At 64.6% G+C, this 12,255-nt stretch carries 14 protein-coding genes; 9 read left to right on the top strand and 5 right to left on the bottom strand.

What is annotated here, in order from left to right:
- Positions 1–11: 11 nt before the first annotated feature.
- The 4 genes from QA639_RS36085 to QA639_RS36070 all read left to right on the top strand — a co-directional run bounded on the left by QA639_RS36085 (position 12) and on the right by QA639_RS36070 (position 3,617).
- Positions 12–1,580, top strand: a complete 1,569-nt coding sequence (locus QA639_RS36085) for a hypothetical protein (RefSeq protein ID WP_283088554.1) — start codon at positions 12–14, stop codon at positions 1,578–1,580.
- Positions 1,581–1,778: 198 nt separating this feature from the next.
- Positions 1,779–2,213 carry a DUF5413 family protein gene (locus tag QA639_RS36080; RefSeq protein WP_283088553.1) on the top strand — a complete coding sequence of 145 codons (435 nt, stop codon included), beginning with the start codon at positions 1,779–1,781 and terminating at the stop codon, positions 2,211–2,213.
- A 378-nt stretch (positions 2,214–2,591) separates the two neighbouring features.
- Positions 2,592–2,960: a Crp/Fnr family transcriptional regulator gene (locus QA639_RS36075; RefSeq protein WP_024582951.1), complete on the top strand. Its 369-nt coding sequence runs from the start codon at positions 2,592–2,594 to the stop codon at positions 2,958–2,960.
- A 93-nt stretch (positions 2,961–3,053) separates the two neighbouring features.
- On the top strand, positions 3,054–3,617 hold the full coding sequence (locus QA639_RS36070) for a DUF4112 domain-containing protein (protein WP_050387548.1): 564 nt from the start codon (positions 3,054–3,056) through the stop codon (positions 3,615–3,617).
- 137 nt (positions 3,618–3,754) lie between these two features.
- Here the strand turns inward: QA639_RS36070 and QA639_RS36065 are convergent, their stop codons facing one another.
- The 5 genes from QA639_RS36065 to QA639_RS36045 form a co-directional block, all read right to left on the bottom strand.
- A complete protein-coding gene (locus QA639_RS36065; RefSeq protein WP_016844322.1) occupies positions 3,755–4,045 on the bottom strand; it encodes a hypothetical protein in 291 nt (96 codons plus the stop codon).
- Positions 4,046–4,270: 225 nt separating this feature from the next.
- Positions 4,271–4,435 carry a DUF3309 family protein gene (locus tag QA639_RS36060; protein ID WP_016844323.1) on the bottom strand — a complete coding sequence of 55 codons (165 nt, stop codon included), beginning with the start codon at positions 4,433–4,435 and terminating at the stop codon, positions 4,271–4,273.
- A gap of 196 nt (positions 4,436–4,631) precedes the next feature.
- Positions 4,632–5,045 carry a peptide-methionine (R)-S-oxide reductase MsrB gene (gene msrB / locus QA639_RS36055; RefSeq protein ID WP_028333469.1) on the bottom strand — a complete coding sequence of 138 codons (414 nt, stop codon included), beginning with the start codon at positions 5,043–5,045 and terminating at the stop codon, positions 4,632–4,634.
- A 21-nt stretch (positions 5,046–5,066) separates the two neighbouring features.
- On the bottom strand, positions 5,067–5,783 hold the full coding sequence (gene msrA / locus QA639_RS36050; protein WP_283088552.1) for a peptide-methionine (S)-S-oxide reductase MsrA: 717 nt from the start codon (positions 5,781–5,783) through the stop codon (positions 5,067–5,069).
- 376 nt (positions 5,784–6,159) lie between these two features.
- The gene (locus QA639_RS36045) at positions 6,160–7,269 is read right to left on the bottom strand and encodes an ATP-dependent DNA helicase (RefSeq protein WP_050387545.1); all 1,110 of its coding nucleotides are present in this window, start codon (positions 7,267–7,269) and stop codon (positions 6,160–6,162) included.
- Between the two features lie 218 nt (positions 7,270–7,487).
- On the opposite strand from QA639_RS36045, the gene QA639_RS36040 reads away from it, so the two are divergent.
- From QA639_RS36040 to ssuD, 5 genes are read left to right on the top strand one after another with little or no spacing between them, the layout of a single operon-like run.
- Entirely contained in the window at positions 7,488–8,693 is a 1,206-nt protein-coding gene (locus QA639_RS36040) for an LLM class flavin-dependent oxidoreductase (protein WP_283088551.1), read from the top strand.
- 37 nt (positions 8,694–8,730) lie between these two features.
- On the top strand, positions 8,731–8,964 hold the full coding sequence (locus QA639_RS36035) for a hypothetical protein (RefSeq protein ID WP_157348119.1): 234 nt from the start codon (positions 8,731–8,733) through the stop codon (positions 8,962–8,964).
- Positions 8,965–9,008: 44 nt separating this feature from the next.
- Positions 9,009–9,959: a sulfonate ABC transporter substrate-binding protein gene (locus tag QA639_RS36030; RefSeq protein ID WP_157348120.1), complete on the top strand. Its 951-nt coding sequence runs from the start codon at positions 9,009–9,011 to the stop codon at positions 9,957–9,959.
- Positions 9,960–9,999: 40 nt separating this feature from the next.
- A complete protein-coding gene (locus QA639_RS36025) occupies positions 10,000–10,953 on the top strand; it encodes a sulfonate ABC transporter substrate-binding protein (RefSeq protein ID WP_157348121.1) in 954 nt (317 codons plus the stop codon).
- Positions 10,935–12,116 carry an FMNH2-dependent alkanesulfonate monooxygenase gene (gene ssuD, locus QA639_RS36020; protein ID WP_157348122.1) on the top strand — a complete coding sequence of 394 codons (1,182 nt, stop codon included), beginning with the start codon at positions 10,935–10,937 and terminating at the stop codon, positions 12,114–12,116. The genes QA639_RS36025 and ssuD overlap by 19 nt, the downstream gene beginning before the upstream one ends.
- Positions 12,117–12,255: the final 139 nt, after the last annotated feature.

Raw genomic sequence — 12,255 nt, 5'->3', positions numbered from 1 at the left:
ATTGTGTGGAAATGGCTGACTACTACCCGCTGATCGCCCGCGCCATCGCCGGATTGGACCCCAACGCCCCCGGCGAAGCCCGCCGTGCGCTGTATGCGCGGGCGCGAACGGCGTTGATCCAGCAGCTCCGCGGCGTGCAGCCGCCGCTCTCCGAGTCCGAGATCACCCGCGAACGGCTGTCGCTGGAAGAGGCGGTTCGCAAGGTCGAGTCCGAGGCGGCTCAGCGCGCCCGCGAGGCCTCGCGTCCGGGTGGCGCTGCCGCTGCCCGCGGCAGCCGCGCCAATGCAAGACCGCCGGAGGCAAATACAAGGCCGCCCGAGGCCAGTCCCGCCGACACTGCCGCGCGCCCGCGGCCCCCGGCCGAACCCCGTCCGCCGCGCAATCTGCGCCCCGACACGCCGCCGCCGGCCCCGCCGCGGCCGCAGAACCCGCCGGTCCCGCCCGAGACCCAGGCGCCGCCGGCCCGGCCGGGCCCGCCCCGCCGCGGTCCGGAAGGCGCGCCGCCGCCGGTACCGCCGGCCGCGCCGGGCGTGCGCGGCTTCCGCGACATCACCGCCGATGCCGACGATCTCGGCCGCGCCGCGGCGCAAGCCAGCCGCAACGCGCGCAAGACCTACGCCAACGTGCCGTCGCCCTCGCCGGAGTTCGACCGGCTCGAGCCGAGCCTTGAGAATCGCGGCGGCGATCCCGAGGCGCCGTATTCCTACGACGAGTCGATCGAGGAGGCCGAGCGCTACACCCCGCAGCCGCCGCAGGGCCCGCCGCCGCAGCGGTCGCGGGCCGGCAACGGCGAGCGCGAGCCGAAGAAGCCGCCGCGCGTCGGGTCGATGTTCCCGTTCAAGACCGCGATCGTGATCGGCATCCTGCTGATCCTGGTTGGCACCGGCATCCTGTTCCGGCAGCAGGCCATGACCCTTGTCAGCAGCCTGTTCAAATCCTCTACCCCGGTCGAGGCGCCGAAGGATGCCGCGTCGACGCCTGCGAGCAAGAAGATCACCGACCGCGTCGGCCAGCCCTCGTCGGGCGAGACGGTCGCCCCGGTGGCGCAGCGCGTGGTGCTGTATGACGAGGATCCGTCGGATCCGAAGGGCAAGCAGTATGTCGGTTCGGTGGTCTGGCGCACCGAGCAGGTCAAGGGATCGGGCAACCAGAAGCCCGACATCGCCGTGCGCGCCGACATCGACATCCCCGATCGCAAGTTCAAGATGACGATGTCGTTCCGCCGCAACACCGATTCATCGTTGCCGGCGAGCCATACCGCGGAATTGACCTTCATCCTGCCGCAGGACTTCGCCAATGGCGGCGTCGGCAACGTGCCGGGCATCCTGATGAAGTCGAACGAGCAGGCGCGCGGCACGCCGCTGGCCGGGCTCGCGGTCAAGGTCACCGACGGCTTCTTCCTGGTCGGCCTCTCCAATGTCGACGCCGACCGCTCGCGCAATCTGCAGCTCTTGAAGGAGCGCTCCTGGTTCGACGTGCCGCTGGTCTACACCAACCAGCGCCGCGCCATCATCGCCATCGAAAAGGGCGCCCCCGGCGAGCGAGCCTTCAACGAGGCATTCGCCGCGTGGGGCGAGTAGCGGCCTTAGCTCACGCCCCGGTCGCCAGCAATGTCATCGCCCGGCTTCGTCCGGGCGATTCCGTATCGCAGCAAGATCGGCGGCGGTTGCAGCGCATTCGACGCGCAGAGCTCCGGAACATCGCCGCGGCTTTCGATTTTTCCCTAGAACCGTCGCGCGACCGCGGTACACTTGGTTGACGTCGGGCAAGGGCACGCCATGAAACGCTATCTGATCTTCGCAGCCATCGGGCCGTTCATCGGCGGCTTCCTGCTGCTGCTCATGACCACCTATCAGTCCGGCTACTGGACCGAGACCAATGGCGGCGAGGTGACCAAGCTGCTCGTCGTGTTCGTGAAGTCGCTGCAATACAATTATCTGTTCGGCATCGTGCCGTCGCTGATGTTCGGTGCGATCGACGACATCCTGATGCATGTGAAGCGGATTGCGCCGGTGGTGCGGATGCTACTCGTCGGCGCGGTGGCGTTCGTTGGCGCGGCGCTGACCTACGCCTCGCACGGCTCCGAGAGCGGCTCGGTGCAGTTCATCCTGTACGGAATGGTCGGCTTCATCCCGGGCGTGATCACGTCCTGGCTGGCGCACAAATATGCCGAAGAGCTGCACGCGCCGGCGCAGCCGGCTTCGCAGCATTAGGGCAGGTGCTCAGTACCAAGGGAAAAGCAGAAATCGCGATCGGCGACTTCTGACCCAACGGCGAAATGAGCACGTCGCGATCGGACAGGGGCCGCGCTCGACGCACGGCTCGGAATACATCACCCATTGCAGTCATCGTATCAGCGCGAGAGACGCCGGAGGTCCGGCGACCTTCACACAACTGTCACATCATCGTCATGCAAACGTAGTCCCAATGTCATGTCCGCGCTCGTCCTCACGACCCGCGGCCGCTCGGGGCAGCGGCGATGCCGATCCCGGGCCTGCTCTATTCTGTGTGCGCGTATTTATTTCAGCCGTTGCTGCAGACGACCGGGACTTACGGGATCTGCGTTTCGGATTCGGGGAAAGGAATTTCGAGTGGCAGATGCAAGCTTCAGCCTTCTGACGGGCAACAGTATCGAAACGCGCCTGGTCCGAGCCGGCGGCATTATTTTTCGCGAGGGGGAGCAGGCCAACGAGCTCTTCGTGATCAAGAGCGGCTATGTGCGCATTCAGGTCGGCAACAAGACCATGGCGGATCTGGCGCCTGACACGATCTTCGGCGAGATGGCGTTGATCGACAATGAGCCAAGGAGCGCGACCGCCACGGCGCTCACGGATGTCGAGCTCGTCCCGGTCTCGGAAAAGCAGTTCCTCTTCCTCGTGAGCCAGACGCCGCATTTTGCCCTGAAGGTCATGAGGACGCTGGCGCAGCGGCTCAGAACCATGAACAAGGGCGTCTACTGAAACGAACACGGCAGAGCCTCGAGGTAACAGGCCTTGAAGGTGACACAGTGGTAATGTGACGCAACTTGAACCGCCTGCCTGCGTTACCATGTGATGACCATGCCCCAAGACGACATCTTCACGCCCAACGCCGCGCGATCGCGGCCGCCTTTTGGCGGCGCGCAGGCGCGCGGCAAGGTCATCGACCAGGATGGGCGCGAGCTCGCCGATGGCCCGCTGCATCCGCAGTTCCAAGGCTTTCAGCAAGGCTTTCAGGAAGGCTTCCAGTTCGATTTCCGCAACACCACCGCCAATCCGTTCGGCAATCTGACCCGCGAGCAGCGGCTGGCGCGGCTGGAGACGATCGCAAAGCTGCTCGACGTCGCCTTCATCGTTCCGGGCACCAATGTGCGCTACGGCATCGACGGGCTGATCGGCCTGATCCCGGTGGTCGGCGATATCATCACCACCGCGATCTCGCTGTGGCTGGTGCGCGAGGCCCGTTTGCTGGGCGCGCCCTGGCACATCACCGCGCGGATGCTCGCCAACGTCGCCGTCGACGGCGTGATCGGCATGGTGCCGGTGGCGGGCGATGCCTTCGACGTCATGTTCCGCGCCAATATCCGCAATGTGCGGATGCTGCGGCGCTGGCTCGACAAGCAGCCGCGCCGCGCATAATCCGAAAAGTGTGCAGCGGTTTTCCCTCGCGACAAACGCAAGGCGTTTGCGCGGAGATCATGCGCAAATAGATGTCCCTCAAAACAAAAGCCCCCGGATCGATCCGAGGGCTTTTCGTTGAGCGAAGAGCAGAAAACTTATGCGGCGTCAGCGTCGGTCTGGCTGGCGGCCGGGCGCGGACGACGCGGCAGCGGGAAGGCCTCGCTCTCATAGAGCGAGCGGATGCCGTTCTGGTCGAAACGGGCTTCCTCGACCTGGAGATAGGCGCCGTTCAGCGAGTCCGCCGGCAGCTGCTCCATCGCGAACTGCACGGCCTCGGCAGCGGTGCCGAAACGGCGGTAGGCGAAACCCGCCCGCTTCTTCTTGCGGATCGCGGCGGGGAACAGTTCGGCGGATGTGTTATAGTTGAACGGACGCAGGGGACGCATGGTCGACGACCTCTTGTGTTCTTTTCAGTTGGCGTTGCGAAAGGGATTTTGGGGGGACGGCGGCCTATTATCGGCGGCGCGCCGTACATGTCATTTCGACCCCTAATATAGGCCTCTTTGACAAAAATGCGACCCCAGAAGAGCCCCCGACAGGGCACATGCTGAATCCGCGCATAGCACGGGGGCCGGCCAGATAAATTGTTTTATTTCAATGGCTTATGGTGCTCAAATCTTGTCGAGCCAGGCCAGGATCGCGACCACGATCAAAATCACCCCGAAAAGGCCCATTCCGGAGTGGCCGAGGCCATAGCCATAGCCGCGAATTCGGCCGCTATAGCCGCCCAGCAGGATAATCAGCAAAAGGATGATGAGGATCAGTCCAAGCGACATGGCGCCCTCCTCAGAACAGGCGGTAGCCGCACGGCGAGACGCCTACGGCCCCGCGAATACCGAGCAAAGCACATTCCGGCCTGCGAGTCGTTAAGGCCGTCAGCCGATCACGAGGATGTTGCCGGGGGCCGGAGCCAAAACAAAGCCCCACGCGACCGGCCTGTTGGTCGCGTGGGGCGCGGCATGGTGGGCGCCGTTACTTCTTCTCGTTCAGCTTCAGCGCCGCCGAGTTGATGCAGTAGCGCAGGCCGGTCGGGCCGGGGCCGTCGTTGAAGACGTGGCCGAGATGGCCGTCGCATTTCGAGCACAGCACCTCGGTGCGGATCATGCCGTGGCTCATGTCGCGCTCCTCGTCGACATGGCTCTCGACCGAGGGCTTGGAAAAGCTCGGCCAGCCGCAGCCGGAATCGAACTTCTGGTCGGATTCGAACAGCGTCTGCCCGCAGCCGGCGCAGACATAGGTGCCCTTACGAGGATCATGCTCGTATTCGCCGGTGAAGGGCCGCTCGGTCGCTTTCTCGCGCAGCACGGCGTACTGCATCGGCGTCAATTCCTTGCGCCACTCGGCCTCGCTCTTGCGGACCTTGCCGTCGGTCTTGGTATCGGACATTCAACCTCCTTTGCGAGATGCTCAGTTGGTGACCTTGGTGCTGCCCACCAGCGTCGGCTTCTCGATGTAGTTCTCCGCGAAGATCTTCTTCAGGTTCTCGACCTTCGGGATGTCGTTATAGGCAATATAGGGTTGGTTCGGGTGCAGCGTCAGATAGTCCTGGTGGTAGCCCTCCGCCGGATAGAACGCCTCCAGCGCGCCGACCTTGGTGACGATCGGCTTCTTGTAGACCTTGGCCGCGTTGAGCTGGGCGATATAGGCGTCCGCCACCTTCGTCTGCTCGTCGCTGGTGGTGAAGATCGCCGAGCGATATTGCGTGCCGGAATCCGGGCCCTGCCGGTTCAGCTGGGTCGGGTCGTGCACGACCGAGAAGAAGATTTGCAGGATCTTGCCGTAGGAGATCTTCTGCGGGTCGTATTTGATCTCGACCGATTCCGCGTGGCCGGTGTTGCCGGTCGAGACCTTCTCGTAATCGGCGTTCGCCTTGCTGCCGCCGGAGTAGCCGGACACCGCGCTGACGATGCCGGCGGTGTGCTGGAACACACCCTGCACACCCCAGAAGCAGCCGCCGGCCAGCACCGCGGTCTTGATGCCGGATTCCGGCGCGCTCGCGGCCGGCGGCGGGATGATCACGGCGTCCTCGGCGGCAAGCGAGGGCGCAACGGCAAAAGCTGTGACGGCCAGCGCGCCGATCGCGGCGGCGCACAGCGAGAGGCGGCTGAGGGAGCTTTTGGGCATGGGTTCCTCGTGGGATCGCAATTGGGGCCAGTGTAGAGCGGGAGCCGACATTGGCCAATCAGGCCGCGCAGCTCCGACGCTTCAAAATACGGGCGAGGAGGCGTTTTGTTACGGCGCCGGCCACACGGTTTCGTGAGGGAAATCAGCGAGGTTCAGGGATGACGGTGATGGATTTTTGCCCGCGGCCTCTCCACGTCGTGCCGGCAAAAGCCAGGACCCCTAACCACCAAATGTAACTTTAGGCGGCATCGTGGCCCCAGCGTCCCGCAGCAACAAGCAGCCGGGGTAATGGGTCCTGGCGTTGGCCAGGACGACGCTGATTGCTGGTGTCACACACTCACCTGCTGTCAGGATGACGTCGGCGCCTGCGGGACGATCAAACTACGATGCTCAGCCGCTTCGCGGCCCGCGTGATCCCCGTGTACAGCCACCGCGCCCGCGAGTCCTGGAACGCAAAGCTCTCGTCGAACAGCACGACGTCGTCCCATTGCGAGCCCTGCGACTTGTGCACGGTCAGCACATAGCCGTAGTCGAACTCGTCGTAGGGCTTGCGCTGCTCCCACGGCACGCCCTCGACGCCGCCGTCGAAGCATTCGCCGCGCACCGAGACCTTGGTGACCTTGTAGCCGAAGTCCTCGTCCGGCATCACGCGCATGGTGATGATCCTGGATTTCGACTGCGCGCGCGCCTTGACCCGCCACAGGCCGCCGTTGAACAGGCCCTTCTTGCGGTTGTTGCGCAGGCAGACCAGCTTGTCGCCGGCGACCGGCAGCGGATCCTCGATGTTCTGCCGCTGCCGCACCCGCATGTTGTAGGCGCGGCGGGTGTTGTTGCGGCCGACCAGCACCTGGTCGGCGCTCATCACGCGGTCCGGATCGAGCTCCTTGCGCGACACGACCTCGCTCTCGCCATGGCGGCCGATCTCGAGTTCGCGACCCTCGCGGATATCCATCGACATCCGCACGATCGGATCGTCCTGCGCCTGGCGGTGCACCTCGGTCAGCATCGCGTCGGGCTCGGCGTCGGTGAAGAAGCCGCCGCCCTGGATCGGCGGCAATTGCGCGGGATCGCCGAGCACCAGCAGCGGGCAGTCGAACGACATCAAATCGCGGCCGAGCTCGGCATCGACCATCGAGCACTCGTCGATCACGATCAGCTTCGCCTTCGATGCCGGCGCATCGTCCCAGAGCTCGAAGCTCGGCTGCTCGACGCCGGACTCGCGGGCGCGGTAGATCAACGAATGGATCGTGGAGGCGCTGTCGCAGCCCTTGTTGCGCATGACGAGCGCCGCCTTGCCGGTGAAGGCCGCGAACTTCACCTCGCCGTCGACACCTTCGGCGATGTGGCGGGCGAGCGTGGTCTTGCCGGTTCCGGCATAGCCGAACAGGCGGAACACCGGCGGCGTGCCGTTCCGGCCGGGCTTGGCTTTCAGCCAGTCGGCGACGGCTTTCAGCGCAGTGTCCTGATGCGGCGTGAAGGTGGTCATGGGCTTTCGGAAGCGTGAGCGCGCGACCGATAGCGCCGCGACTCAGGCCAGCACAAGCTAAACATTCGTGCGTTCCGATCAAGCCGTCTCCCGCTGCGCGGAATTGCGGTTTCGCCCCCGAGGCTAGACTTGATCCGGAGCGCCACTAGACTGCCCCAAAACAACAAGCGGTCGAGACCACGACAAGTGGTCGAGCAAGCGACCTTGGGAGTGACTCCATGAAATTCGGCATCTTTTACGAGCTGCAACTGCCGCGCCCCTGGAACGACGGCGACGAGCTCAGGCTCTACCAGAACGCGCTGACGCAATTGGAAACCGCCGACCGGCTCGCTTACGACTACGCCTGGGTCGTGGAGCACCACTTCCTCGAGGAATATTCGCACTCGCCCGCGCCGGAATCCTTCCTCGCCGCCGCGAGCCAGCGCACCAAGAACATCCGGCTCGGCCACGGCATCTTCCAGCTCACCACCAATCATCCCGCCCGCGTCGCCGAGCGGGTCGCGGTGCTCGATCTCTTGAGCAACGGCCGCTGCGAGTTCGGCATGGGCGAGAGCGCCTCGATCACCGAGCTGACGCCGTTCGGCCGCGACATGGAGACCAAGCACGAGGTGTTCGAGGAAGCCGTGCAGGCGATCTTCCCGATGTTCAGCAAGGTCGGCACCGAGCATCACGGCAAGTATTTCGACATCCCGCTGCGCAATGTCGTGCCGAAGCCGGTGCAGAAGCCGCATCCGCCGCTCTGGATGGCATGCTCGCAATTGCCGACCATCGAACGCGCCGGGCAGAACGGATTTGGCGCGCTCGGCTTTCAGTTCGTCAGCGCCGAGGCGGCGCATGCCTGGGTGCACGCCTATTACAACGCGATCACCAAGCGGCTGAAGAAGCTCGCCGACTACGAGATCAATCCGAACATGGCGCTGGTCTCGTTCTTCATGTGCGCGAAGACGGACGAGGAGGCGCGCAGGCGCGCCGACGGTGCAACCTTCTTCCAGTTCGCGCTGCGCTATTACGGCCAGGCGCAGAACCGGCAGCGGCCGGCGCCCGGCACCGTCAACATGTGGGACGAGTACAACAAGTGGAAGCGCGACAACCCGGAGGCGCAGGAGGCCGCGCTGCGCGGCGGCCTGATCGGCTCGCCGGAGACCTTGCGCAAGAAGCTGCGGCGCTTCCGCTCGTCGCATATCGATCAGGTGATCCTGCTCAACCAGGCCGGCAAGAACACGCATGAGCACATCTGCGAGTCGCTCGAGCTGTTCGCGAAAGAGGTGATGCCGGAGTTCCAGCACGATCCCGAGCACGATGCCTGGAAGAAGGGCGTGCTCGACGGCTCGATCCAGCTCGAGGAGATCGACACCCAGGCGTTCACCGACCGCTATGGTAAACTCGCGGTCAATGTCGGCTCGAAGGCGGCAGCTGCGGGCTGATCGATTGCTGGAGCACCGGCTCTGATAATCAGAGCCGATGTTCCAGATTCTTGTTGGACGCGTTTTCTTCACGCGAACCGGTACCCACTTCGCTCGAAAACGCTTCTGTACAGCGACCTCGCGTTTCCGTGAGGAAAATAATTCGCTACACGCGATCCGCGCCTTAAAAGAAACGGCACGCGCGATGCCAGCACCGAAGTGCTGGCATCGCTATTTTTGTGCGGTGCTCGACAGCTTCATTCGCGGGCCCCATCATCCTGACATCGCATGATCGTGCAGCGCGATAGCGCGCTTGATCGTCAGGAGAGTCTTGGAATGAAGCGTCGTGAGTTCCTCCAGCTGTCGCTCGTCACGGCCGCCACTGCTGCGCTGTCACGCGGCGCGCAGGCGCAGGCGGACGCGAAGGATATTCGTATCGGCTACCAGAAGAACGGCGTGCTCGTCATCACGCGGCAGCGCGAGGCCTTGGAAAATCATTTCAAGCCGCAGGGCATCAGCGTGAAATGGGTCGAGTTCTCCTCGGGCCCCCCGATGATGGAAGCGATGAATGTCGGCAGCGTCGATTACGGCGCGGTCGGCGATTCCCCGCCGATCTTCGCGCAGGCCGCCGGCGCGGCCATCGTCTATGCCGCGGCTCAGCCCATCATCAACGGCTCCGGCATTCTGGTGCCGCAGAATTCGGCCATCGCCACCATCGCCGATCTCAAAGGCAAGCGCGTCGGCTTCACCAAGGGATCGAGCGCGCATAACGTCGTGATCCAGACCCTGGAGAAGGCCGGGCTCACCTATGACGACATCACGCCGGTCTATCTGACGCCGCCCGACGCCGGGCCGGCCTTTGCCAATGGCGGCATCGATGCCTGGGCGATCTGGGATCCGTATTTCGCGATCGCCGAGACCAAGCAGAACGGCCGCATTCTGGTCAAGACGCGCGACATCACCAAGACCAACTCGTTCTACATCGCCAACCGCGACTTCGCCCGCAATCGCGGCGCGATCCTGCAGCAGATCGTCGATGTCACGACATCGAGCGCGACATGGGCGCAGGCGCATCCCGACGAGGTCGCCAAGTCGCTCGCTGCCGTCACCGGCGTGCCGCTCGATATCCAGACCATCGCGGCGAAGCGGGCGGGCTTCTCGGTCGGACCCGTGACCGACGATATCATCGCGACTCAGCAGGGCGTCGCCGACCGCTTCTTCAAGCTCGGCCTGATCCCGAAGCAGATCGCGATCCGCGACATCGTCTGGCGCAATCCCCAGACCTGATCGGCGCGCGTTTGGTCATTTCAACGCAGAGGATAGTTCCATGACGCGTTTATTTCGACGCTGGATCGCCCGCGCGGTGCTGTCGCTCAGCATCGTCGCCGCAACCGTCAGCGCCTCCTACGGCCAGGAGAAGGTGGTCCGCATCGGTTACCAGAAATACGGCAAGCTGGTGCTGCTCAAGAGCAAGGGCTCGCTCGAGGAAAAGCTGAAGGCGGTCGGCACCAAGGTGGTGTGGACCGAGTTTCCGTCGGGGCCGCCGCTGCTCGAGGCGCTCAATGTCGGCGCGATCGATTTCGGCAACACCGGCGAGGCGCCGCCGATCTTCGCGCAGGCCGCCGGCGCGCCGATCCAGTATGTCGCCTATGAGCCGCCGGCGCCGAAGGGCGAGGCGATCCTGGTGCCGAAGGACAGCGCGATCAAATCGGTCGCTGACCTGAAGGGCAAGAAGGTCGCGCTGAACAAGGGCTCCAATGTCCACTATCTGCTGGTGAAGGCGCTGGAGAAGGCCGGCGTCAAATATTCCGAGATCGAGCCGGTGTTCCTGGCGCCGGCCGATGCGCGCGCGGCGTTCGAGCGCGGCGCGGTCGATGCCTGGGTGATCTGGGATCCGTTCCAGGCCGCGGCGGAGGCGGCGACCGGCGCCCGCACCGTCGCAGACGGCACCGGCATCGTCGCGAACTATCAGTTCTACTTCGCCTCGAAGAAATTCCTGCAGGCCGATCCGAAGATCGTCGAGCTCGTGCTGGCGCAACTGAGCGAGGTCGATGACTGGGCCAAGGGCGATATCCACGCCGTTGCCGAGCAGCTGGCGCCGAGCATCGGCCTGTCGGTGCCGGTGGTCGAGGTCGCGCTGAAGCGGCAGGCCTACGGCATCAAGCCGGTCACCGATGCCGTGGTCGCGGATCAGCAGCAGGTCGCCGACGCGTTCTACGCGCTCGGTCTGATCCCGAAACAAATCAAGATTTCCGACGTCGCATGGAGACCGGGCACGTGAGCACCCCAACCAACGCCAACATCCTCTGGTTCCTGCCGACCCACGGCGACAGCCGCTATCTCGGCACGTCGATCGGCGGCCGCGAGGTGAACTTCAATTATCTGCGCCAGATCGCGCAGGCCGCGGATCAGCTCGGCTATTACGGCGTGCTGCTGCCGACCGGGCGGAGCTGCGAGGATTCCTGGGTGGTGGCGTCGGCCGTTGCGCCCTGGACCGAACGCCTGCGCTACCTCGTGGCGGTGAGGCCCGGCCTGCAGTCGCCGAGCGTCGCCGCACGCATGACAGCGACGCTGGACCGGCTGTCGAACGGCCGCCTGCTGATCAACGTCGTCACCGGCGGCGATCCGATCGAGAACAAGGGCGACGGCATTTTCCTCGATCATGACGAGCGCTACGCGGTGACCCGCGAGTTCCTCAACGTCTACAGCGATCTCCTGGCGGGCAAGACCGTCAATGTCGAGGGCAAGCACATCCGGATCGAGGACGGCCGCCTGCTGTTCAATCCGGTGCAGTCACCGCGGCCGCCGCTGTATTTCGGCGGCTCCTCGGATGCCGGCATCGACGTCGCGGTCGACGCCGTCGACAAATATCTGACCTGGGGCGAGCCGGCGGCGCAAGTCGCCGAGAAGATCGCCAAGGTGAAGGCGGTGGCGGCGCAGCGCGGCCGCAAGCTCTCGTTCGGCATCCGCCTGCATGTGATCGTGCGCGAGACCAATGCGGAGGCGTGGCGCGCCGCCGACGATCTGATCCAGTACGTCACCGACGACACGGTGGCCGCCGCGCAAAAGATCTTCGCGCGGATGGACTCGGTCGGCCAGCAGCGCATGGCGCAGCTGCATGGCGGCCGCCGCGACAAGCTCGAGATCAGCCCGAACCTGTGGGCCGGCGTCGGCCTGGTGCGTGGCGGAGCCGGCACCGCGCTGGTCGGCGATCCCGAGACCGTCGCCGCGCGGATCAAGGAGTACCAGGACATCGGCGTCGATACCTTCATCATGTCGGGCTATCCGCATCTCGAGGAAGCCTATCGCTTCGCCGAATTGGTGTTCCCGCTGTTGTCGCTGGCGCAGGGCGGCAACGTGACGCCGATCCGCGTCAACACCGGGCCGTTCGGTGAGACCATCGGCAACGACTACCGTCCGCAGAAGCAGGCATCGCAATCATGAGCTTGATCGATTCACTGCCACGCCGCAAAGCGTTTTCGAGCGAAGTGGATGCCGGTTCGCGTGAAGAAAACGCGTCAAAACAAAAATCCGGAGCTCCGTTCCGATCCCATCGGAACGGAAGCAGCTCCAGCGCGCCGAA

The sequence above is a fragment of the Bradyrhizobium pachyrhizi genome, assembly GCF_029714545.1.
Lineage (GTDB): Bacteria > Pseudomonadota > Alphaproteobacteria > Rhizobiales > Xanthobacteraceae > Bradyrhizobium > Bradyrhizobium pachyrhizi.
Note: the sequence above shows the minus strand (reverse complement) of the source record. Positions and strands in the feature narration are given on the sequence as shown.